General features: G+C 38.3%; 24 protein-coding genes. 23 read left to right on the forward strand and 1 reads right to left on the reverse strand.

Annotated elements, in window-relative coordinates; all coding sequences use genetic code 11:
• The first annotated feature begins 224 nt into the window (after positions 1-224).
• From IGK70_RS06870 to IGK70_RS06880, 3 genes are read left to right on the forward strand one after another with little or no spacing between them, the layout of a single operon-like run.
• Positions 225-1,265 carry a hypothetical protein gene (locus IGK70_RS06870; RefSeq protein WP_104855960.1) on the forward strand — a complete coding sequence of 347 codons (1,041 nt, stop codon included), beginning with the start codon at positions 225-227 and terminating at the stop codon, positions 1,263-1,265.
• 9 nt (positions 1,266-1,274) lie between these two features.
• Positions 1,275-2,531 carry a tetratricopeptide repeat protein gene (locus tag IGK70_RS06875; protein WP_162783014.1) on the forward strand — a complete coding sequence of 419 codons (1,257 nt, stop codon included), beginning with the start codon at positions 1,275-1,277 and terminating at the stop codon, positions 2,529-2,531.
• Between the two features lie 9 nt (positions 2,532-2,540).
• Positions 2,541-3,080, forward strand: coding sequence for a ReoY family proteolytic degradation factor (locus IGK70_RS06880; RefSeq protein ID WP_002360333.1), 540 nt, complete (start codon positions 2,541-2,543; stop codon positions 3,078-3,080).
• A 37-nt stretch (positions 3,081-3,117) separates the two neighbouring features.
• On the opposite strand, the gene IGK70_RS06885 is transcribed toward IGK70_RS06880, so the two are convergent.
• Entirely contained in the window at positions 3,118-4,002 is an 885-nt protein-coding gene (locus IGK70_RS06885) for a YitT family protein (RefSeq protein ID WP_002357595.1), read from the reverse strand.
• Positions 4,003-4,125: 123 nt separating this feature from the next.
• On the opposite strand from IGK70_RS06885, the gene IGK70_RS06890 reads away from it, so the two are divergent.
• The 20 genes from IGK70_RS06890 to IGK70_RS06985 all read left to right on the forward strand — a co-directional run bounded on the left by IGK70_RS06890 (position 4,126) and on the right by IGK70_RS06985 (position 23,487).
• Entirely contained in the window at positions 4,126-4,476 is a 351-nt protein-coding gene (locus IGK70_RS06890) for a nucleotide pyrophosphohydrolase (protein WP_002363944.1), read from the forward strand.
• Entirely contained in the window at positions 4,469-5,248 is a 780-nt protein-coding gene (gene dapB / locus IGK70_RS06895) for a 4-hydroxy-tetrahydrodipicolinate reductase (RefSeq protein WP_220421652.1), read from the forward strand. The genes IGK70_RS06890 and dapB overlap by 8 nt, the downstream gene beginning before the upstream one ends.
• The gene (locus tag IGK70_RS06900) at positions 5,245-6,465 is read left to right on the forward strand and encodes a CCA tRNA nucleotidyltransferase (RefSeq protein ID WP_104874225.1); all 1,221 of its coding nucleotides are present in this window, start codon (positions 5,245-5,247) and stop codon (positions 6,463-6,465) included. The genes dapB and IGK70_RS06900 overlap by 4 nt, the downstream gene beginning before the upstream one ends.
• Positions 6,465-6,839, forward strand: coding sequence for a thioesterase family protein (locus IGK70_RS06905; RefSeq protein WP_002361804.1), 375 nt, complete (start codon positions 6,465-6,467; stop codon positions 6,837-6,839). Before IGK70_RS06900 ends, IGK70_RS06905 begins: the two co-directional genes overlap by 1 nt.
• A gap of 89 nt (positions 6,840-6,928) precedes the next feature.
• Positions 6,929-7,384 carry a hypothetical protein gene (locus IGK70_RS06910; protein ID WP_002357586.1) on the forward strand — a complete coding sequence of 152 codons (456 nt, stop codon included), beginning with the start codon at positions 6,929-6,931 and terminating at the stop codon, positions 7,382-7,384.
• Positions 7,385-7,872: 488 nt separating this feature from the next.
• The gene (aroE, locus tag IGK70_RS06915) at positions 7,873-8,739 is read left to right on the forward strand and encodes a shikimate dehydrogenase (protein ID WP_104855744.1); all 867 of its coding nucleotides are present in this window, start codon (positions 7,873-7,875) and stop codon (positions 8,737-8,739) included.
• A 36-nt stretch (positions 8,740-8,775) separates the two neighbouring features.
• Complete coding sequence (aroF, locus tag IGK70_RS06920; protein WP_002363948.1) at positions 8,776-9,801, forward strand: 3-deoxy-7-phosphoheptulonate synthase; 1,026 nt, start codon at positions 8,776-8,778, stop codon at positions 9,799-9,801.
• 22 nt (positions 9,802-9,823) lie between these two features.
• Positions 9,824-10,900 carry a 3-dehydroquinate synthase gene (aroB, locus tag IGK70_RS06925; protein ID WP_101008434.1) on the forward strand — a complete coding sequence of 359 codons (1,077 nt, stop codon included), beginning with the start codon at positions 9,824-9,826 and terminating at the stop codon, positions 10,898-10,900.
• A gap of 1 nt (position 10,901) precedes the next feature.
• Positions 10,902-12,068: a chorismate synthase gene (gene aroC, locus IGK70_RS06930; protein ID WP_061101168.1), complete on the forward strand. Its 1,167-nt coding sequence runs from the start codon at positions 10,902-10,904 to the stop codon at positions 12,066-12,068.
• A gap of 33 nt (positions 12,069-12,101) precedes the next feature.
• On the forward strand, positions 12,102-13,196 hold the full coding sequence (locus IGK70_RS06935; RefSeq protein WP_002374855.1) for a prephenate dehydrogenase: 1,095 nt from the start codon (positions 12,102-12,104) through the stop codon (positions 13,194-13,196).
• A 6-nt stretch (positions 13,197-13,202) separates the two neighbouring features.
• Positions 13,203-14,489: a 3-phosphoshikimate 1-carboxyvinyltransferase gene (gene aroA, locus IGK70_RS06940; RefSeq protein WP_002420201.1), complete on the forward strand. Its 1,287-nt coding sequence runs from the start codon at positions 13,203-13,205 to the stop codon at positions 14,487-14,489.
• A gap of 19 nt (positions 14,490-14,508) precedes the next feature.
• Positions 14,509-15,015 (forward strand): shikimate kinase, encoded by a 507-nt coding sequence (locus IGK70_RS06945; protein ID WP_220421651.1) that lies wholly within the window; start codon positions 14,509-14,511, stop codon positions 15,013-15,015.
• 7 nt (positions 15,016-15,022) lie between these two features.
• Complete coding sequence (gene pheA, locus IGK70_RS06950) at positions 15,023-15,871, forward strand: prephenate dehydratase (RefSeq protein WP_104855743.1); 849 nt, start codon at positions 15,023-15,025, stop codon at positions 15,869-15,871.
• Positions 15,872-16,014: 143 nt separating this feature from the next.
• Positions 16,015-17,187, forward strand: a complete 1,173-nt coding sequence (locus IGK70_RS06955) for an LCP family protein (RefSeq protein ID WP_002365661.1) — start codon at positions 16,015-16,017, stop codon at positions 17,185-17,187.
• A gap of 75 nt (positions 17,188-17,262) precedes the next feature.
• On the forward strand, positions 17,263-18,111 hold the full coding sequence (locus IGK70_RS06960; protein ID WP_002382324.1) for a DegV family protein: 849 nt from the start codon (positions 17,263-17,265) through the stop codon (positions 18,109-18,111).
• A 193-nt stretch (positions 18,112-18,304) separates the two neighbouring features.
• Complete coding sequence (locus tag IGK70_RS06965) at positions 18,305-18,499, forward strand: hypothetical protein (protein WP_002357574.1); 195 nt, start codon at positions 18,305-18,307, stop codon at positions 18,497-18,499.
• An 11-nt stretch (positions 18,500-18,510) separates the two neighbouring features.
• Positions 18,511-18,987, forward strand: coding sequence for a hypothetical protein (locus IGK70_RS06970; protein ID WP_104855742.1), 477 nt, complete (start codon positions 18,511-18,513; stop codon positions 18,985-18,987).
• Positions 18,988-19,064: 77 nt separating this feature from the next.
• Complete coding sequence (locus tag IGK70_RS06975) at positions 19,065-19,397, forward strand: ACP phosphodiesterase (RefSeq protein WP_002357572.1); 333 nt, start codon at positions 19,065-19,067, stop codon at positions 19,395-19,397.
• Positions 19,398-19,432: 35 nt separating this feature from the next.
• Positions 19,433-21,487: a cation:proton antiporter gene (locus IGK70_RS06980; RefSeq protein ID WP_002360309.1), complete on the forward strand. Its 2,055-nt coding sequence runs from the start codon at positions 19,433-19,435 to the stop codon at positions 21,485-21,487.
• A 110-nt stretch (positions 21,488-21,597) separates the two neighbouring features.
• A complete protein-coding gene (locus tag IGK70_RS06985) occupies positions 21,598-23,487 on the forward strand; it encodes an ABC-F family ATP-binding cassette domain-containing protein (protein ID WP_002365663.1) in 1,890 nt (629 codons plus the stop codon).
• The last annotated feature ends 6 nt before the right edge of the window (positions 23,488-23,493 follow it).

Below are 23,493 nucleotides of genomic sequence, written 5' to 3' on the forward strand. Positions count from 1 at the left end.
CAGTACGCTAAAAGGCTAAATTGTAACGAGCCTTGGGTGAGAAAAACGTGCTTCGCTCCGAGAATCAAGCGGGAACGGTTCGACACTCGCTCCTTGCTTTTTTGATAAAAAGAGAAAGATTTATGAATGAAGGACAAAAATAAGTTGTTGCCAGTAGCTGTTTTTTAGTGGTTATGCTAGACTTGGGGTGAAGGAAGAGGAAACAGTCTTAAGGTGGTGAATCAATGAAATACAACTATTCTAGAGGGGAAAACAAGGTCGCTATTATTTATGGAGAAACATTTGCTTCCGTCCTAAAAAAACGACCAGTAACGACGGAGTCAATCGTTGTTTTGGCGAATCAGCGTTACTATGATCTTTTTTCGGAGAAGATTAATTATGCCTTTGGGGAACAGTTGGGATTAAACTGGTATATTTGTCGCAATGATGTTCATTGCAATGACTTATCAGAATTAGAAAGTGTGTTACGTTTCTTAGCTGATTGGCCAGAAAATCAGGATGTTTTATTGATTGGTTTAGGTAATGAAGGGGTACTACAATTAACCGCATTTTTGCACCAAGTAAGTAAGTGTTCCTCCAAATGTTGGCTGATGCCTGTGTCTGTTCAAGCGTTACGGCAAGGACTTTTACCAAGTGTCACAATTCAGCAAGCACAGCATGCAACCATGCATATAGAAAATCATTCAGAAGAAATTTTGTTTGATAGTACCTTGACCAATAAAAAAGGTGCCGCTCCTTTAATTGATTTGCTCGTTTTTATTCGAGCGGGTCTTGTCTGTGATTATGCTTATTTACAAATGCTATACCAAACGTATCCAGCTAAAAAACGGTTGAATCAAACGTCATTTAATGGTATTTTAGACGAGTTGTTATCTTTTTATGAACAAGCAGGGGAAAAAGTGGATCAATTTGGCCGAGTTTTTGAAGCGGCCTTTGCTACAACCGAAAATGGCCATTTGTTATCAGGTCCCATGAAACGATTATTGGGATTATTGTTACAAGTTTTATGGAGCCAGCAAGTCAATCACTTTGACTTTCAATTTAAAAATTTTATCGTTTGGTTTATTCGCTTAGGTTTTCCGGTGGCGTTTCCAAAAGAAATTTTAAGTGCTGATTACGCAGAACAAGTTTTGCTTCACACAGAAACACTAGGTCCTCCTATGGTGTTGGAAAAAATCGGTCAACTAGGAGCAGCTTTAAAGCCAACGCCCGATCAACTGTTAACAACGATTGAAAGATACCAAGAAATTTTAAAAGAGATTTGAGGGGAAATTATGTCATATAGTGAAAAAATGGTTCAAGCATTACAAGCTGAAAATTTAGCAGAAGCACAGTTAATGTTTGAAGAAGCATTAAAGAAAGATGATGAAAATACCTTAGCTGATTTAGGGGAAACGTTATTATCTTTAGGTTTTCTAGAAGAAGCCAAACAAATTTTCCAACAATTGTTGGAACAATTTCCCGATGCAGATGGCTTAAACATTCCATTAGCAGAAATCGCCATTGAAAATAATGAAATAGATGACGCATTCATCTATTTAGAAAAAATTCCAGAAACTAGTGACAGTTATATTCAAAGTCTCTTAGTCACTGCGGATTTGTACCAAGTTTTAGGGATTCCAGAAGTCAGTGAAGCGAAATTAAAAGAAGCAACCAATCTTATGCCAGAAGAGCCGTTAATTCAATTTGCTTTGGGAGAACTATACTTTACAAATGGTCAATTTGTTGAGGCTATTACTCGTTATCAAAGCATTGTAGAAAGTGGGACAGCGCAAATCTCTGCTATTTCCTTGAATGAACGCTTAGGAAGTAGTTACAGCATGTTAGGTGATTTTGAAGAAGCAGTTCCTTATTTGGAAGCCGCGGTCAAAGAAGAACAAACAGACGATCGTTTATTCCAGTTAGCTTTCACTTATTTACAGTTACATGAGAATCAAAAAGCCATTGCGTTGTTCCAGCAATTAAAAACACTAAACCCACATTATCAATCACTTTATCTATATTTAGCGGAAGCGCTCCAAGAAGAAGAGCAATTAGAGGAAGCAAAAGCGGTGATCGAAGAAGGAATTGCGGAAAACCCCTTCCAAGTAGAGTTATACCAATTTGCCTCTGAAAATGCCTATCGCTTACACGATATTGCTGGTGCTGAAAACTGGTTGTTAAAAGCTTTGGAATTAGGTGAGAAAACAGATGAAAGTCGTTTGACCTTAAGTAATCTCTACATCACGGAAGAGCGTTTTGAGGAAGTAATTACTATCTTAAATGATTTAGAGGAAACGGATCATCCTTATGCTGAATGGAATTTAGCAAAAGCGTACAACGAATTAGAAAACTTTGCCGTCGCTAAAGTTCATTATGAACAAGCAGCGCAAGAATTGTCTCACGAACCAGAATTTCTAAAAGAATACGCATTGTTCTTACGAGAAGAAGGCGAACTTGAAAAAGCAAAACACTTGTTATACCACTATTTGGAACATGAACCTGGTGATGTAGACATGCAATCTGTGCTAGCAGATATGGAAGAAAGATAGGAAACGACGATGTTTGTTAGTTTATCAGAAAAGAAAAAATTTTTAACTTGGTTAGTGAATACCGTGCCTTTTGGAAGAAGAGAAGTACTGTGGATTTTAAATTACTTATTAACGCATGATGCGATTTTAAATAATGTTCATTTTGTTGAGAACGTAGAGAAAACCGATCGGGGGATCCGTGTGGTAGCGGATGGTTTAGGTAAGGAGCCGTTATTGCTTTTTATCCAAGCACAAGAATTTACAGATCCGGAACAAATTTTTCATGAGATTCGGATGAATTGGCGGAAAGCTCTTTATTTAGAATGTGTATTTCCAGAGGCTTGGCAAACGAGCCAGTATTTATCTGTTTTAGAAGACAATCCGTTTGCGCCATGGAATGAACAAGTGGATCAGGAAGTTGCCAGAGCGATTGATCAATACTTTAAGCAAGAAGAACAAACGCAACGAATGGCATTACTTAAAGCTCAAATTGATGATGCTTTAGAAACAGGCAACAAAGAAGCGTTTTTAGAATTATCCGATGAATTAAATCGTTTGAAGCAACAATAAATAAAACCCAGCATTTTCAATAAATGCTGGGTTTTATTTATTGTTTTAATTTAAAGCGCCGTTGTTTGCTGGGTTTTGCATAAGTAAAGCCTTCGCCAATTGCTTCATGTACGTTAATGATGGACACAAAGGCTTTTTCATCTATTTCATTAGCAATCCGTTTGACTTCCATTATTTCTCGAGGGCTGACTACCGTGTAGAGAACCCGTTTTTCCACTTGTGAATAAGCACCTTCACCATTTAAATATGTTACCCCGCGTTCTAAAGAAGCCATTAAACTTTGACCGATTTCTTCGGAATGATTGGAAACAATTAAAATTCCTTTCGCAGCATAGGCTCCATCGAGTACAGAATCAACAACACGACTGAAAACAAAGGACACAATTAAAGTATACATCATTCGTTTGACATCAATATAGGTCAACGAGAGGAGTAAGACTGCAACATCAAAAAGTAACAACGAGCGGCCCATGCTAATCCCAAAGTATTTTTCGAAAATGCGGGCAATGACGTCGGTCCCACCAGTGGTTCCGCCTACGCGGTAAACAAGGCCACTACCGAATCCTGCGGCCAAACCAGCTAAGAGAGCAGCAATCAATAAATCATGATCTAAATTAATTTCAACAGGAAATTTTTGCCAAAACCACAAAAATACCGATAACGACACGGTACCAATTAGCGTATAATAGAGGGAACGTTTGCCTAAAATTTTCCCACCAATTAATAAGAGCGGAATATTGATTAATAATGTCGTATATGCTGGGTTAAAATGAAATAAGGCTCTTAAAATCAAAGTAATCCCCGTGACACCACCTTCGGCCAGGTCATTGGCAATATTGAAAGTAACCAAACCAAAGGCATAGATACAGCTTCCTAATACAATAAATAACACATCTTTAAAATAAAATCTTTGTTCTTCCATTTAATCACGTCCTTTTACAGTATAAACTGTATCATTCTCTATATAAAACAACAAGTAGAACCTTTCCAGATAGCCAAGTTTTTGATAAGATGTAGGAGGTAGAGTAAGAAAGGTTGGGGTAAAATGTCAGAATCAGAACAACGTAGTTTGCAATCGATGCAAACAGAAGTTGATGATTATATTCAACAGTTTAAAACAGGCTATTTTTCACCATTAGGACAAATGGCTCGTTTGACGGAAGAGGTCGGAGAATTAGCCCGTGAAGTCAATCATTATTATGGTGAAAAACAGAAAAAAGCAGACGAAAAACCAAAGACAGTATCAGAGGAACTTGGAGATGTCTTTTTTGTATTGATTAGCATGGCAAATTCTTTAGAGATTGATTTAACCGAAGTTTTTGAAGAAAATATGGCCAAATTTAACAAGCGGGATCGCTATCGCTTTGAAAGAAAGGATGGGAAAACACATGATTAAAATAATTGTCGCGGGGTTTAAAGGACGGATGGGCAGTACTGCTACACAAATGGTCTTAGAAACCGCAGACTTTGAATTAGTAGGTGTGTATGATCCTCATGAAGCACAAGAAACTGTTTCTTTCAATGATGAAACAGCAATTCCCGTTTTTCAGCGCTTAGAAGAAGTCCTAGCTGTCAAACCAGATGTTTGGATTGATTTTACGGTTCCTGAAGCCGCCTATCCAAATACACGTTTTGCGTTGGAACATGATATGGCGCCAGTTGTTGGGACGACAGGCTTTACGGAGGAACAAATCAACGAATTGACAAACCTATCTCGAGAAAAAGCCATCGGCGGCTTAATTGCGCCAAATTTTGCAATTGGGGCAGTTTTAATGATGCAATTTGCCCAAAAAGCGGCACAGTATTTTCCGGATGTGGAAATCATTGAATTACATCATGATAACAAATTAGATGCACCAAGTGGAACGGCTATAAAAACTGCAGAAATGATTCAAGAAGTTCGGCCAGCAAAAAAACAAGGGAAGCCGCAAGAGGTAGAATCAATACCAGGGGCACGCGGGGCTGATTTCGAGGGTCTGCGAATCCATAGTGTCCGCTTACCTGGTTTAGTGGCACACCAACAAGTCCAATTTGGCAGTGTAGGTGAAGGGCTCACTATTCGGCATGATTCTTATGATCGGCGTTCATTCATGACAGGAGTGGCGTTAGCTTGTCGGCAAGTGGTACAGAGAACAGAACTACTTTACGGATTGGAACAGATGCTATGAAATTGACAACTATTCCAAACGAATTTAAAGAAGCCGCTCCCGTTATTCGTGAAATCAATGCACAGGGCTTTGAAGCGTATTTTGTCGGGGGCAGTGTCCGTGATGCTTTATTAAATAAACCAATCCATGATGTCGATATTGCGACAAGTGCCTATCCAGAAGAAATTAAGCAAATTTTTAAACGAACCGTTGATGTGGGTATCGAACATGGTACAGTCCTTGTATTGATGGAAGACCAACAGTATGAAGTAACAACCTTTCGTACCGAGTCAACTTATCAAGACTTTCGTCGACCAGATGAAGTCACCTTTGTTCGCTCCTTGAAAGAAGATTTAAAACGGCGAGATTTTACGATTAATGCCTTGGCGCTCGACAGCACAGGTGAAATCATTGATTTATTTGATGGTATCGAAGATTTAACTAATCAAACCATTCGTGCAGTCGGTAATCCCCATGAGCGGTTTCATGAAGATGCTCTGCGAATGATGCGGGGCTTACGCTTTGCTAGCCAATTAGATTTTAAAATTGAAGAAAAAACCTTAGCCGCTATCGCTGAATTTCATCCTTTATTGGAAAAAATTTCAGTAGAACGCATTACAATTGAATTTGTAAAAATGCTTTTAGGGGTTAATCGGCAAGGTGGCTTAGCTCCGTTTATTGAAACAGAATGCTATCAATACTGTCCAAAATTACGAGAACAAGGGGCTGGACTTTTTCGTTTAATGGACTTGCCTGCTCGTCAAATTGAAACAGAAGTAGAAGCGTGGACGTTACTTATCCAATCATTGAATTTACCAGAAGCAGAAATCCGCTCCTTCTTAAAGGCTTGGAAACTTTCAAATCAATTAATTCAAAATGTTTCACAATTAGTACGTGGTCTGCGTTTTCGCTTGAGTAACGACTGGCAGCCAATGATGCTTTATGAATTAGGCGAAGAATCAGCAGTCCTTGTTGAAAGGCTTTTATATTATTACCAACAAGAGAGTAAAGTACAAGTAACAAAAGAATTAGTTAAGGCATTACCCATTCATCAAAGACATGAATTGGCCATCACAGGAAAAGACCTTTTAGCCGTCTTAGAAGAAACACCCGGCAAATGGTTAGGGGAACTGATTGCTGAAATCGAGCAACACGTTGTTGAAGGTAGCTTAGAGAATAAACAAGAAGTTCTGCTTTCGTTTGCCAAAAAACAACGTTCAAAAGGAGAGAAAGCATAATGCCAACAGAAATGTTTACAAAAGAATTTTTGGTGAAAGAATCACAAACGGCTAAAATGCTCGGTTCTGGTGACTTAGAAGTTTTAGGAACCCCTGCTTTAGCTGCCATGATTGAACAAACAGCCAAAGAAGCTGTGAAGGACCAATTATCAGTTGGGGAAACAACTGTCGGAACGGTGTTAGAATTGCGCCACTTATATCCATCCGCGGTAGGGGCGACAATCGTTGTTACGATGACCAGCATTGAACAGACTGCACACAAAATACGCTATGAATTTGTTGCTTATGAAGGAGAACGACAAATTGCCAAAGGTTCTCACCAACGTGCAGTAGTTGAGATTGATTCTTTTTTAAAAAGAATAACAAAAGATTAAGAATCTACAGCGAAAGTTTGTGACCGTTTATCAAAAGTATGGTAAACTAATAATGTAAGAAATTATTTTTAAGTAAGGAGATTTGTGCTATGGCTAGAGAAATGACAGGACTTAAATTTTATTTCAGAAATGGTGAAACTTGGACGATTGATCGTCGTTTTATTGGTGATTTATGGATCAAACATATTACAACAAGTTTTGGCCGTATTCATGGTAGTGAATTTGTTGAAATTCATCCATGTGAAGGGTTCAAAATTGAAATTTTCCAAGAAGGAGATCATGTTCAAACCCACGATATTAACTTAGGTGGCTTAGAATTAGGGATGTTCTCTCGTGCTTTAAAATATGAAGATATCGAACGTATGGAAATTCTTTACAAAAATGGCACACCAGATTTAGTTTATTTCCCTTACAAAGATAAAACAGATGAGGGCTTGGATAACATCTATCAATCTACAAAAGTCAGCGAAAAAACTAAAAACTTATACATTGTTATCGACCCAACACAAACAGTTGATGATGTATACGCTGAAGAATTAAAATAATTTTTGCTCCACAGAAATCAGTGAAATGACTGGTTCCTGTGGCTTTTTTCAGTCTTTTGACGAATAAAATAACATTGTTTTTAATGGAATAGTCGAAAAAATAAGCGAATAAGTGTTGACACATGTTTTTTCTAGCGGTATACTGTTAACAATTCTTAATTAAATCAGTTTTGGAGTGATTCTTATGACGACAACGAAGAAAAACCATACACAACTGAATAACTTTTACTTTAGCTATTTTAGATAGGTTTGTATTCATAACATTATGGGTACAGACAACAAACGTTTGTATCTATAATGGCTAGGGAAATTTAAGATGACTTTCAGCCATGTAGATTTAAGAAAATCTATAGTGGCTTTTATATTGCTTTTTTGTAGGGTATTCACTGTAGATTTTTCTTAAAATTTACTGTGAATATCCTTTTTGTTTGGCCAAAAATTAGGATTTCAGAAACTTACTAAAAAAATTTCGTAAAGGAGCACACAGGATGAAAGAAATAACTGGATCTACTCGTTTAGCTGGGCTATTCGCGAAACCCAGCCGACACAGTATTTCACCGTTGATTCATAATACAGCATTTCAAAATTTAGGAGTTGATGCTCGGTATCTGGCGTTTGACGTTGGACAAGAGACACTGCCACAAGCAATTGAAGCGATTCGAACGTTTCACATGTTAGGGGCCAACTTATCAATGCCCAATAAAGTGGCGGCTGTAAGTTATATGGATGAACTAAGTCCTACCGCTCAACTGGTTGGCGCGATTAATACGATTGTCAACAAAGATGGAAAACTTTACGGAGACAGCACGGATGGTACTGGTTTTATGTGGAGTTTGAAAGAGAAAAAGGTTGACGTTTTTCAGAATAAAATGACCATCTTAGGAACAGGTGGTGCAGCCTTATCAATCATTGCCCAAGCTGCTTTAGATGGCGTGAAAGAAATCGCCGTTTACAACAGGAAAAGCGCGGGGTTTAATGAAAGTCAAAAAAAACTGGCAAATTTCACTGAACGAACCAACTGTGTAATTCATTTAAACGATTTAGCGGATACTGAAAAACTAGCAAAAGATGTTGCTGAAAGCGTCTTGTTAGTTAATGCAACGAGTGTGGGTATGCATCCACATGCGCATAGTAGTCCTATAGAAAATTATGCAATGATTCAACCGAAGTTATTTGTGTATGATGCTATTTATAATCCCAGAGAAACACAGTTATTAAAAGAAGCCCGTTTACGTGGCGCAGAAACAAGCAACGGCTTGGACATGCTACTTTATCAAGGCGCTGCTGCTTTTGAACAATGGACAGGACAAAAAATGCCTGTATCAGTCGTAAAACGTAAAATTGAAAATAGATAAAAAGAGCGCCGTTTAAAGGCATGAGGAGAGAATATAATGATCGTAATTATGAAAGAAAATGCAACCGAAAAGCAAATGAAACAAGTCATTGATTTAGTAACAGGTGCAGGCTTAACTACTCAAACAAGTCAAGATAATGGAAAAACAGTGATAGGCTTGATTGGTGATACAGAAAAATTAGTTGAAGCAGAGTTAACAGCATTAGAAGGCGTGGAGAAAAGTGTCCGCATTTCGTTGTCTTACAAACTAACGAGTCGTTTATTTCATCCAGAGAATACAGTGGTTGATGTGAACGGTGTTAAAATCGGTGACGGCAGTATGACCATGATGGCGGGCCCTTGTTCAATCGAAAGCTTAGATCAGATTCGTGAATGTGCGCGAATTGCTAAAGCTGGCGGTGCAACAATTTTACGAGGTGGTGCATTCAAACCTAGAACGTCGCCATACGCTTTCCAAGGACTAGAAGAAGAAGGACTAAAATACATTCGTCAAGCGGCTGATGAATTAGATATGCAAGTCATTACAGAAGTGATGGATGAAGCGAATTTAGAGCTTGTCGCAAAATACAGTGACATCTTACAAATCGGTGCGCGTAACATGCAAAATTTCAAGTTATTACAAGCGGTTGGTAAAACTGGAAAACCTATTGGCTTAAAACGCGGGATTGCCGGTACGATTGATGAATGGCTAAACGCAGCTGAATACATTGCTGCGCAAGGAAATTTCAATGTGATCTTCATTGAACGTGGGATTCGTACGTACGAAACCGCTACGCGCAATACACTTGATTTAAGTGCGGTGCCTTTAATTAAAAAATTAAGTCATTTTCCAATTATTGTTGATCCGAGTCATGGTGTTGGTATCTGGGATTTAGTACCGCCAATGGCCCGAGCAGGTGTTGCTTCAGGTGCGGACGGCTTGATTGTAGAAATTCACCCAGATCCAGCGAATGCGTGGTCAGATGGGCCACAATCCTTGAATGAAAAAACTTACCTACGTATGATGAAAGAAGTTCATATCATCGAAAAAGCAATGAAAGAAATTAATGCTTTAGAAGATTAGTAAAGACAGAGGAGTAGAGGACATGAAATTAACCGTAACGTTACCTACACATTCATATGATTTAACCATCGAAACAGGTGCCTTAGATAAAATTGGCACCTGGGTACGTAGCCTGTGGCAGCCACAACGGGTAGCGATTATTACCGATGAAACGGTGAATAAATTATATGGCGCAGCTGTTGAGAAAGAATTGCAAGCTGCTGGTTTTGAAACATCATTGATTGCTGTAGCGGCAGGTGAACAAAGTAAGAGCCTCGAAACAGCTCAGCTGCTTTATGATTTTTTAGCGGAACAGCAATTGACTCGAAGTGATGGTCTAATTGCTCTAGGTGGAGGCGTTGTGGGAGATCTAGCTGGATTTGTCGCTTCAACCTATATGCGCGGTATTCACTTTTTGCAAGTACCAACAACCTTACTGGCACAAGTAGATAGTAGCATTGGAGGTAAAACAGCGGTTAATACTAAAAAAGCCAAAAATCTTGTCGGTACTTTTGCCCAACCAGATGGGGTTTTAATTGATCCTAATACACTTAAAACATTAGAACCTAGACGTGTGCGTGAAGGAATTGCAGAAATTGTAAAATCAGCAGCTATCGCTGATGTTGAATTGTGGCACCGTTTATCCTCTTTGGAAAATGAACAAGATTTAGTGGTACATGCAGAAGAAATTATCACGGCCTGTTGCAAGATTAAACGTGATGTCGTCGAAGAAGATGAATTAGATTTGGGCTTACGTTTGATTCTGAATTTTGGGCATACGATCGGCCACGCATTAGAAAATACAGCTGGTTACGGGGTGATTGCTCACGGTGAAGGCGTTTCTTTAGGAATGATTCAAATAACTCAAGTCGCAGAACAACGAGGGCTTTCCCCACTTGGGACTACCCAAGAGTTGGTCACCATGCTAGAAAAGTTCCATTTACCAGTAACGACAGATTGTTGGCCAGAAGAACGTCTCTATCAAGCAATTACACATGATAAAAAAACACGTGGGGGACAGATTAAAATCATTGTCTTAGAAAAAATTGGTCAAGCGAAAATTGTCTCTTTACCAACGGAAGAAATTCGAGCATTTTTGAACAGAGAAGGAGGAATTTAAGATGCGCTTTATTACAGCAGGCGAATCACATGGACCTGAATTAACTGCTATTATTGAAGGCTTACCAGCCGGTCTGCCTTTAAGTAGCGAAGAGATTAACCGAGAATTAGCAAGACGTCAAGGCGGTTACGGTCGTGGGGGACGGATGAAAATTGAAAAAGACCAAGTACGTATTACTTCGGGCATTCGGCATGGTAAAACACTTGGCTCACCAGTAACGTTGATTGTCGAAAACAAAGACTGGAAAAATTGGACCTCCGTGATGTCAGTAGAGCCAGTTCCTGAAAAACAAAAGAAAATCCGCCGCGTCAGCAAACCACGTCCAGGACATGCTGATTTAGTCGGTGGCATAAAGTATCAACATGATGATTTACGGAATGTTTTAGAACGGTCTTCGGCACGAGAAACAACGATGCGTGTGGCGATTGGTGCGGTTGCTAAAAAACTCTTAGCTGAACTGGATATCCAAGTCGCTGGGCATGTCGCGGTATTAGGCGGGATTGAAGCTACGATTCCTGAAAATTTAACGATCCGTGAAATTCAAGAACGGTCTGAACAATCTGCCGTTCGCGTATTAGATCCTTCCGTAGAAGAAAAAATGAAAGAACTAATTGACCAAACCAAGAAAAATGGCGATACAATTGGTGGGGTAGTAGAAGTACTTGTGGGTGGCGTTCCAGCTGGCTTAGGTAGCTATGTTCAATGGGATCGTAAACTAGATGCCAAAATTGCGCAAGCCGTTGTAAGCATCAATGCTTTTAAAGGTGCTGAGTTTGGCATTGGATTTGAAATGGCGCAACGCCCTGGTAGTCAAGTGATGGACGAGATTGTTTGGGACGAAAGTACAGGTTATACCAGAACTTCCAACAATTTAGGCGGTTTTGAAGGAGGAATGACCAACGGAATGCCAATCATCGTTCGTGGTGTCATGAAACCTATTCCAACCCTTTATAAACCATTACAAAGCGTGAATATTGATACAAAAGAGCCTTATAAGGCTAGCGTTGAGCGCTCTGATAGCACGGCGGTACCGGCCGCTAGCGTTGTTTGTGAAGCCGTTGTTGCAACGGAAGTAGCGAAGGCTATGCTCGAAAAATTTGATAGTGACTCATTTGAACAAATGAAAGAAGCAGTGAAACGTTATCGTCTATATACTCAAAACTTTTAATGGAAGAAAGTCGCAAGTATATGGAGGGAAAAAATGAAGAAACGTATTTTAATCGTAGGATTAGGGCTAATCGGGAGTTCACTGGCTTTGTGTATCAAAAAAGGGCATCCAAACAGTGAGATTATCGGTTTCGATAATCAAGCGGAGTCAACTGAATTTGCTAAGAAAACGGGTCTAATTGATGAGATAGCTGAATCTTTAACAAGTGGGGCAAGACGAGCAGAGATTATTTTTCTTTGTTCCCCAGTTAAAGCAACTTTAGTACAACTAGAAGAATTAAACCAATTATCACTAGAAACTGCTCTGATCACAGATGTGGGTAGTACCAAGGTGGAAATTAATCAGTTAGCAACAAAGCTTAACATGAAAAATTTTATTGGTGGTCATCCAATGGCTGGTTCACATAAATCTGGCGTAACAGCCGCTGATGAACGTTTGTTTGAAAATGCCTACTATATTTTTACCGATGACCATGGCGAAAAAAACAAACAGATTCAGGAGTTACAAACGTTACTAAAAGGAACGCATGCGAAGTTTATTACGATGCCTGCACAGGAACATGATGAAATTACTGGTGCTCTAAGTCACTTGCCACATATTGTTGCCGCAGCTTTAGTGAACGAAAGTCAGCAACTGAATACCACTTACCCTAGAGCACAGCAGCTAGCGGCTGGAGGATTTAGAGATATTACTCGAATTGCTTCCTCTGATGCAACGATGTGGACGGATATTTTATTAAGCAATCGCTTAGTATTATTGGACTTACTAGAAAATTGGCAAAAAGAGATGACTACTGTTTGCCAATGGTTAACAGAAAAAAATGCCCCAGCTATTCGTAATTTTTTTGATAAGGCCAAAGAAACACGTGCTCAGTTGCCCATTCATAAAGAAGGCGCAATCCCAGCTTTCTATGATCTGTTTGTTGATGTACCAGATCAACCAGGAATCATTGCTGAAATTACGCAAATTTTAGGCGAAGCGGACCTTTCTCTTACAAATATTAAAATTTTAGAAACGAGAGAAGAAATCTATGGGATTCTTCAATTGTCTTTTAAAAATCAATCAGACTGCCAAGCTGCAAAACAAATTTTATCTAAAAAAACGAACTATACGTGTTACGAAAAATAAGAGGTGATGAGGGTGCAACTACGTACAAATGTGAAACATTTACAAGGGACTCTGATGGTTCCTAGCGACAAATCGATTTCCCATAGAAGTATTATGTTTGGAGCGATTTCTTCTGGAAAAACGACGATTACAAATTTTCTAAGAGGCGAAGATTGTTTAAGTACCTTAGCGGCATTTCGTTCTTTAGGTGTGAACATTGAAGATGACGGGACGACAATCACCGTTGAGGGGCAAGGATTTGCAGGCTTAAAAAAGGCGAAGAATACAATTGATGTTGGAAATTCAGGGACAACAATTCGTCTAATGCTAGGCATTTTAGCTGGCTGTCCCTTTGAAACGCGCCTAGCTGGTGATGCGTCTATTGCTAAACGACCGATGAATCGTGTGATGCTTCCTTTAAACCAAATGGGAGCGGAATGTCAAGGGGTTCAACAAACGGAGTTTCCGCCAATTTCTATTCGCGGGACTCAAAATTTGCAACCGATTGACTACACAATGCCTGTTGCGAGTGCTCAAGTGAAATCGGCTATTTTATTCGCCGCTTTGCAAGCCGAGGGCACTTCTGTAGTGGTTGAGAAAGAAAAGACACGTGATCATACAGAAGAGATGATTCGACAATTTGGTGGAACACTTGAAGTAGACGATAAAAAAATTATGTTAACTGGACCGCAACAATTAACAGGTCAAAATGTGGTAGTTCCTGGTGATATCTCTTCTGCAGCTTTCTTTTTAGTTGCGGGTTTAGTAGTCCCAGATAGCGAGATACTTCTGAAAAATGTTGGCTTAAATCAAACGCGGACAGGTATTTTAGATGTGATTAAAAACATGGGTGGTTCCGTCACTATTTTAAATGAAGATGAGGCCAATCACTCTGGCGATTTACTTGTAAAAACGAGTCAATTGACAGCTACAGAGATTGGTGGCGCTATTATCCCACGTTTAATTGATGAGTTACCGATTATTGCTTTGTTAGCTACTCAGGCTACTGGCACGACAATCATTCGAGATGCAGAAGAATTGAAAGTCAAAGAAACCAATCGGATTGATGCAGTAGCGAAAGAATTAACAATTTTAGGCGCCGACATCACGCCTACTGATGATGGCTTAATTATACATGGACCAACTTCTTTACATGGTGGAAGAGTTACCAGTTATGGGGATCATCGTATCGGGATGATGTTACAAATTGCTGCATTACTTGTAAAAGAAGGCACTGTTGAATTAGATAAGGCTGAAGCAGTTTCAGTTTCTTATCCAGCATTTTTTGACGACTTAGAACGTTTAAGTTGTTAACGAAGGAGGATAACGAACCATGGAAAGCATTGTTTTAATTGGTTTCATGGGCGCGGGTAAAACAACTATCGGCCAAAGTTTGGCCAATAAACTAAAGATGCCTCATCTTGATTTAGATACAGCGTTAATTGAAAAAATAGGACGCTCAATTCCTGACTATTTCGAAAAATATGGTGAAGCAGCTTTCCGAGAACAGGAAACCCAACTTTTAAAGGAGCTGTCAAAAAATACAGCCGTCCTTTCAACTGGGGGCGGGATTGTTGTCGGACCAGAAAATCGTAGCTTATTAAAATCTTTTCAGCAAGTGATTTATCTACATGCGACACCAGAAGAGCTGTTAAAAAGAATCAGAGAAGATACTGAAAACCAACGACCCTTAGCTATAGAACGTTCTTCAAAAGAAATCATTACTTTATTTGAGTCTCGTAAAAATTTTTATGAAGAATGTGCGAAGATGACAATTGATACGACCAATCGCTCGCCAGAAGAAATTATCAATGAAATTCTGCAACAATTAAAGGAGTAGAGAAACGATGAAAGTTGGTTATTTAGGTCCGATTGGTTCCTTTACGTACAGTGCAACGTTGGCTGCTTTTCCTGATGCTACATTGATACCGTACGCATCGATTCCAGCTTGCTTGAAAGCAATTGAACAGCAAGAAGTGGCATGTAGCATTATCCCATTAGAAAACACGATTGAAGGAACCGTTAATGCATCGATAGATTATTTGTATCATCAAGCGCAGTTACCTGTCCAAGCAGAGTTGGTTTTACCGATTCAACAACAATTAATGGTGGCAAAAGAGAATCAAGCGATCTGGCAACAAAGTCAGAAAATTTTATCACATCCGCAAGCATTAGCTCAATCGCAGATGTTTCTAGAGAAAAACTTTCCAGAAGCGATTTTAGAAGCAACGCCTTCAACAGCTTACGCCGCCAAATACATTGCAGAACATCCAGAATTACCTTTTGCAGCTATTGCACCAAAACTTTCTGCGAAAATGTATGATTTGACCATTGTTGAAAAAAATATACAAGATTTATCGGTAAATCAAACCCGATTTTGGGTTCTTGGTTCTGAAAATTTAGCGATTTCTTTCCCGCTATCTGAGAAAAAAATAACGCTGGCGATTACGATGCCAAGTAATGTTCCTGGCTCTTTACACAAAGCATTAAGCGTGTTTAGTTGGCGAGGGATTAATCTTAGCAAAATAGAATCGCGGCCGTTGAAAACAAAGCTCGGAGAGTACTTCTTTTTAATGGACTTAGTGAATGATCAACCAGAAAAACTAATTGAAGCAGCTTTAACAGAACTGGAACTGATTGGCGCAGAAATAAAAATTTTAGGGGATTACCCGATCTATGTTTTGTCCACACTTTAAAGAGTTAAAAATGAAAATGAAGCTTACTTATTAGATAAAGTGAGTTTCATTTTTTATTAAATTACATATTTGTAATAGGAATTTCCTGCGAAATGAGGTATCCTAAGAAAGGTGATAAAACACAGAGGTAAAGGAGTGACACGATGAGTCGTGTAGATCGTTATAAACATATTCATGAAAAATCGAGACCAGCAGAGCATAAAAAGACCTTTAATCCCCGAAAATCAATGGGTGAACATAGAGAAGAAGAACCAGAAGAACTAGCTGAAAGCCTTCAAGAGCCAGTTTACGAAGACAGCTATACTGAGGACAGTCGCAGAAGTGAGAGGCGACACCAAACAGATTCAGGTGGTGGCAACGGTTCTGACCAACCACCCCGCGGAAAAAAAGACAAGAAACCAAAAAAGAAACGTAAAAAATCAAAAACAAAACGCTTTTTCAAATGGCTAGTGATCCTATTGATTCTGTTATTTGCCTATAGTACAGTCATGTTTTTAAAAGGAAAATCTGCAGCAGAACATGATGACTCGTTGCCTCAAGAAAAAGTAGAAACATTTAATGGTGTCAAAAGTAGCAATGGGGCTAAGAATATTTTAATTCTTGGCAGCGATACACGTGGGGAAGATGCTGGACGAGCCGACACAATAATGGTTCTCCAACTAAATGGACCATCAAAAAAACCGAAATTAATTTCATTTATGCGTGATACATTCGTGGACATTCCTGGTGTCGGGCCGAATAAAATTAATGCCGCATACGCTTATGGCGGTGCTGAATTGGTTCGTGAAACGTTAAAACAAAACTTTAATTTAGATACGAAATATTATGCTAAGGTAGATTTCCAATCATTTGAAAAAATTGTTGACTCTATGTTTCCAAAAGGTGTCAAAATCGATGCAGAAAAATCACTGAATTTAGATGGCGTTGATATTGAAAAAGGGCAACAGGTCATGGATGGACATGTCTTACTTCAATACGCTCGCTTTAGGATGGATGAAGAAGGCGACTTTGGTCGGGTTCGTCGCCAACAACAAGTTATGTCAGCTGTAATGAGCCAAATGAAAAATCCAATGACTTTATTAAGAACCCCAGAATCACTTGGGAAATTAGTCGGCTATATGTCGACAGATGTGCCTGTCAGTTTCATGCTAACGAACGGACCATCATTGCTGATTAAAGGAAAAGCAGGGGTTGAGTCATTATCGGTTCCGGTACCAGATTCTTGGAATTTTGGTGAATCCTCTTATGCAGGCAGTATTTTAGAAGTAGATGAACAAAAAAATGCTGACGCCATCGAAAAATTCCTGAACGAATAAGGAAAGCATTTTAAAATATCCTTTTTTATGCTATATTAGAAACAACGTGGAAAATTAGTGAAACGAGGTTACAAAATGAAAATTGCTATTGTGACAGATAGTACAGCTTATTTACCCGAGCGCATTAAAGATCATCCGAATCTTTTTGTAATTCCCATCCCAGTCATTTTAGATGGAAAAATATACAACGAAGGCATTGACATTGAAGCAGATGAATATTATGCATTGCTAAATAATAGTAAAGAATTTCCGACGACTTCACAACCTGCTTTAGGAGAAGTGTTAGAGCTTTACAAATCAATCGCTGAACAAGGGTACGACACCATCATCAGCATTCATCTTTCTTCAGGAATCTCTGGTTTTGTTCATACATTGCACGGACTTACTGATGAAATCCCAGGCGTTGCTTTGTATCCATATGACTCAAAAATTACAAGTATGCCAATGGGACACATGGTAGAAGCTGCTTTAGATTTAACAGAAGAAAAAGCCAGCTTAGAAGAAATTTTTGCCAAATTAGATTTAATTCGTGACAATACGTATGCATATCTAATTGTAGAAGATCTGAACAACTTAGTTCGTGGCGGTCGCTTAACGAATGGCGCAGCCTTGATCGCTGGGCTATTGAAGATTAAACCTATCTTGACTTTTGAAGATGGAAAAATTGTATTATTTGAAAAAATCCGTTCAACAAAGAAAGCTTTTGCTCGTGCAGAAAAGATTATTGGTGAACGAAACGCAGGGATTGAAGCACCAGTTAAACTGTATGTGATTCATGCCAATAACCGCATCGTTGCTGAAAAAGAACAAGCAAAATTACAAAAGCTATACCCAAATGCAGAAATTGAAATCGGTCATTTTGGTCCAGTTATTGGGACCCACCTAGGGGAAAAAGCAATTGGTTTAGCGATTTCAGCTCAATAATAAAAGATGAGACAAAAGTAAACTACTTCTGTCTCATCTTTTATTCTATTATTTTATCGTTTGCTGCTGTTACTCAGCCGAATACTTTTTGTTTATAAGAAAATGTAAAATTACTCCTTTTTATTAGAAAATATCTTGCAAATTAAGCAATTCCTTACAAAGTAATGTATACTAAGGAAGAGGAGGCGGTTAAATGAAAAGAAATATAGCCTTGTTGCAAAGCGAAAAAATGAAAAAAGTTCAAGCTTTAGCAAACTACTACCAAGAATCAATTGACTTACCGCCTGGAAAAAACCGTGAGGCGGTTATCAAAAAGATTAACGAATCAAAAAAAGAAATTAAAGAAATAAATGATATATTAACAGATATTCAAAAGAAAAAGAAATAAAGGAGTCGTTTGTGATTATCGATGGATTTACGTTATTGCTATTTTTATTTGTCGTCGTTATGTATGGTTACTTTTACTTCGTACGTAAAAGTATTGTAATTCCGGCTGCAAAACATCCTACAACAAAATATTTAGTTGCTTTTTTTAGTTTAATGATTCTGGCCAATGTATTTTTGGCAGGAGATAAAATTGAAATGATTCGAAGTGTGTTATATATTTTGATTATCTTCAGTTTTCTTTACGATGCAAGAGGTTTTGCGGAGGACTGTATTATTACGCATCCTTTTGACAATCGGGGCACGGCCTTTAAAGATATCGAAAAGATTGTCCTTGTTCAAAAGTCGAACGGTATTCGTTTAGGGTATTTAAAAAAAGGCAGAAGAGGGGTGGTTTTACGCTTTTCTGCGCCACTAGAAGAAATGGTTCTTTTTCTTTCAACACGGATGAATGAAGAGGCAGAAATTGATATTATTGTTAATGAAGATTAACCATGTTCAGCTCCTAGAAATCAGCTTTTCCCGCGTTAAGTTTTGTCTGAATTTCTTTTAAAAAAAAGAAAGCAATTTTGCTTGTACTTTTGGTAAAATTTGTTATAATTAGTCAGATTAAATTTTGGAAGGAAGTTGTTTCGGTGAGTGAAGAATTTGAAAAGTGTGTCGCTGACTTGAAAAAGAAATATCAAGCAATCCCTGAAGAAAAACGACAACACTTTGCAGAACGTATGCAAAAGAAAAATTTCTTACGCTACAAAAAAATTGAATTAATTAAAGGAGAACTTCTTCGTTTAGAAGCACGACGCGCTCAATTGGAACTTTGCGAACGCAGTTCTGAGTTAGAAGAAGTCGAAAAGAAAATTATTCTTAAAAAGAAAAAATTACTTAAATGTTTTGATCGGTAAGTCAATAAAAATTTAATATAGAAGGGAATGATAGGATGGAATTTACCTTTCTAATCATTGTTTTTGCACTGTCTATTACCTTCTCAAACATATTCAACCGGATTGTTCCCGTCATTCCGCTGCCAATTGTGCAAATTATTGTAGGCGTTCTAATTGGTTTAACTAAAATGGGGCAGGAAATTGAATTTGAGCCTGAAGTGTTTTTAGTAATGATTATTGCACCGCTTTTATTTAGAGAAGGGGAGCTAATCAATCTGAAAGCAATGATGAAAAATTTCGGGATGATTCTTTTCTTGGCCTTTTTTGGTGTGTTAATTACCTTAGTCGGAGTCGGCTGGACCCTGCATATGATTTTGCCTACTTTACCATTAGCCGCTTGCTTCGCTTTTGGAGCGGCTCTAGGGCCAACGGATGCGGTGGCGGTAGGTTCGTTATCAGGTCGAATTGACATTCCTGAACGTTCGATGAACATTTTATCTGGTGAAGGACTCATTAATGATGCATCAGGCGTTACAGCCTTTCAATTTGCATTAGCGGCTTTATTAACGGGGTCATTTTCGCCGGTGGAAGCGGCAGGGACCTTGGTTATTTCCAGCATTGGTGGAGCGGTAGTCGGAATCGTGTTAGTTCTATTAAAACAGCAAATTGTTCATTTGCTTGAAACCGCAGTGGCAAAAGATGTTACAGGCTACTTGTTGATTGAATTACTCTTGCCATTTATTGCTTATTTAATTTCAGAGTTGATTGGCGTTTCTGGAATTATTGCTGCTGTGATTGCTGGAATTATGCAAGCATCTAGTTTGAAAAAAGTTTCGCTTTTTGAAGCAGAGCTGTCAAATGTTGGCGAAAGTATTTGGAGTATGATTGAGTTCACTTTAAATGCCTTAGTTTTCTTATTCTTAGGAATTGAACTTTCTCAAGTGTTTTCGCCAATTTGGATTGACCAACAATATTCAAACTGGTTCCTACTAATGGTTGTTCTAATTATTAGCGCCGTTGTCTTTTTGATTCGTTTCTTAGCCATTTTCAGTGTTTACACGCTTCAACATGGCCTTAAGAAAGTTAAAAACGCAATGAATGAAATGCTGATTTTAACTTTTGGCGGTGTTAAAGGAACAGTGAGTTTAGCCACCATCTTTATTTTGCCAACAGCGATTAACGGCGAGCATTTTAAAGAACGACCGTTATTACTATTCATTACGGCTTGTGTTATTTTGGTGACTCTGATTGGTGGGATTCTAGTTTTACCATTTTTAACTGATTCAGAGACGGAAGTGGAAAATGAAGAGTCAGTCGAAATTGATTTATTACGTGATGTCATTGATGTCTTAAAACAGCAAAATGAAGAAAATCCTCGTGGTGAAATGAATGCGGTCATTGAAAATTATCAAGATCGTTTAAAAGAATTGTATACCGAGCAGCTAAGTGCAGAACGAAAACAAGAAGTGCAAGAGTTGCGGACGTTAATTGTGTCCATTGAACGAGACGGCTTAGAAGAAAGTCTGAAACAAGGAGAAATTAGTGTCAGAAGTTATCGTATGTATCAACGCTTGATTACACGGATGCAACGGTCGATTGCCAAACAATTATTATCGATTGTAGGCTTTTGGTTATTATTTGCTCGACAAATCATTTCGATTCTTTTACATCCTAAGCTATTTTTCAATCGTGGTGAAGCTTCTGAAGAAGAAAAAGAATTACGAAATGAAGAACTAGAAAATATTCGCCAAGTTTTTCTAAGAAATTCTCAAGTTATTCTGAAGAGTTTAGATAATTTGCGCGGTGTCTATGATGATGATTTAATTGATTTCTTCATTGACGGACGCTTGGATTTAGCCCATAAGTTTGAAAAAGGCGAATTTATTGATTCATATATTGTTCATACGGAGACAGACTATGTCAAAGACCTATTATTAGGCTTCCAAGAAGAACGACGGATGATTGATCATTACGAACAATCTGAACGCATTTCAATTATCGAAGCGAACGAGTTACGAAAAAATGTCAATTTATTAGAGAGTTATTCGATTAGCGGCGAAGTGAATAACGTTCCGCTGAAACGATTTGTTAAAAATTTTAATAAAGAATAAGTAATAGTGTATGAGATGAAACCAAGACGATTTTTATCTCATGCACTTTTTTTATAATCCAATTTTTGATACAATAAGCAAGACCAAAATAGAAGGAGTTGGTAGTGTCGGTGAAAGAATTAAAAGTAACAGATTTAACCAAAACATATGGGGAAAAAACACTATTTGATCATCTTTCTTTTTTGATTCATGAAAAAGATCGCATTGGTTTAATTGGGATTAACGGCACAGGGAAAACCAGTTTATTAAATATTATTGCTGGCGTAGATAGCGGTGATGGTGATCTTGCTGCGATTCAGCAGCCAAGTGATTATCAAATTGGGTACCTTTCCCAGAATCAAACATTTGATGAGAATATTACGATTGCAGAAGCCGTGTTTCAGGGAGACAGCCCGATCATAAAAGCGGTCAAAAATTATGAATTAGCGTTAGCTGCTTTAAGTGAGAATGGTTTAGACGAAGGGGTTCAAAGACGTTACACGCAAGCAGAAGAAGCCATGAATAAACAAGATGCTTGGACAGCAGATACCAATGCAAAAATTATTTTACAAAAATTAGGCATTCCCACATTGGAAAAGAAAATAGGTGAGCTTTCTGGTGGGCAGTTAAAACGAGTAAGCTTAGCGCAAGTCTTAATTGAAGCGCCTGATTTACTGTTATTGGATGAACCAACGAACCATCTGGATTATGAAACGATTGAATGGCTGGAAAACTTTTTAAATAACTATCGTGGTGCGGTTTTAATGGTGACCCATGACCGTTACTTTTTAGATCGAGTAACCAATCGGATTTTCGAACTTTCTTTTGGAAAACTGTATGAATACAAAGGAAACTATGAAACGTATGTGATGGAAAAAGCCGAACGTGAACGTGTCGCTGTAGAACAAGAAGAAAAAAGAAAACGCCTCTTCAAACAAGAACTAGCGTGGATGCGAGCAGGCGTTCAAGCACGAGGAACGAAACAGCAAGCAAGAATTGATCGGTTTCAGGATTTAAAAGAAAACTTGCATCAGGTACAAACCAATGGCACCTTAGAAGCAGACTTTGCCACGCAGCGTTTAGGGAAAAAAGTTCTGGAAATCAAGGAAGGAAATTATGCCATTGATCATAAACAGCTTTTGAAAGACTTTAATTTACTCATTCAAGCAAACGATCGAATTGGCATTACTGGTAAAAACGGTGCAGGCAAATCCACATTATTAAATATTTTAGCTGGCCGCATTCCTTTAGAGAGTGGCCTATATAGTATCGGTGAAACCGTCCGAATTGGCTATTATACCCAGCAAAACGAAGAAATGGATCCTAATCAACGGATGATTGCTTATTTGCAAGAAGCAGCAGAAGAAGTGAAACGCAGTGATGGAAGCAGCGTTGGGGTCGCTGAAATGTTAGAGCGCTTTTTATTTCCTCGTTTTATGCATGGCACACTGATTGGCAAACTGTCTGGTGGAGAAAAACGCCGGTTATATCTCTTAAAATTATTAATTAGTCAGCCTAACGTGTTATTATTGGATGAGCCAACCAACGATTTAGACATTGATACGTTGACCATTTTAGAAGATTATATTCAAACGTTCAAAGGAGCGGTAATTGCGGTTTCTCATGACCGTTATTTCTTGGATAAAACAATGGATAAATTGTTAGTTTTTCAAGGAAATGGTCAGATCCTATCATTTTATGGCACGATGAGTGAATATTTGGCGAACCAAAAAGAACAAGAAAAGGTCAAAGAAAAGCCACTCAATAAACCAGTAAAAGAAGCATCGACAGAAAAGAAAGAAAAAACAAAGCTGACTTATATGGAACAAAAAGAGTGGGCAACAATTGAAGAAGATATCACACAATTAGAAACGAAATTAGAAACATTAACTGAAGAAATGAATCATCAGGGTGATGATTTTGTTCGTTTACAAGAATTGCAAGAAGCAGTAACAGCAACGGAACAATTGTTAGAAGAAAAAATGAATCGTTGGGAATACTTGAGTGAATACGCGGATTAAGAGACG

Origin of the sequence: Enterococcus sp. DIV0358 (genome assembly GCF_051713465.1) — a bacterium.
GTDB lineage: Bacteria > Bacillota > Bacilli > Lactobacillales > Enterococcaceae > Enterococcus > Enterococcus faecalis.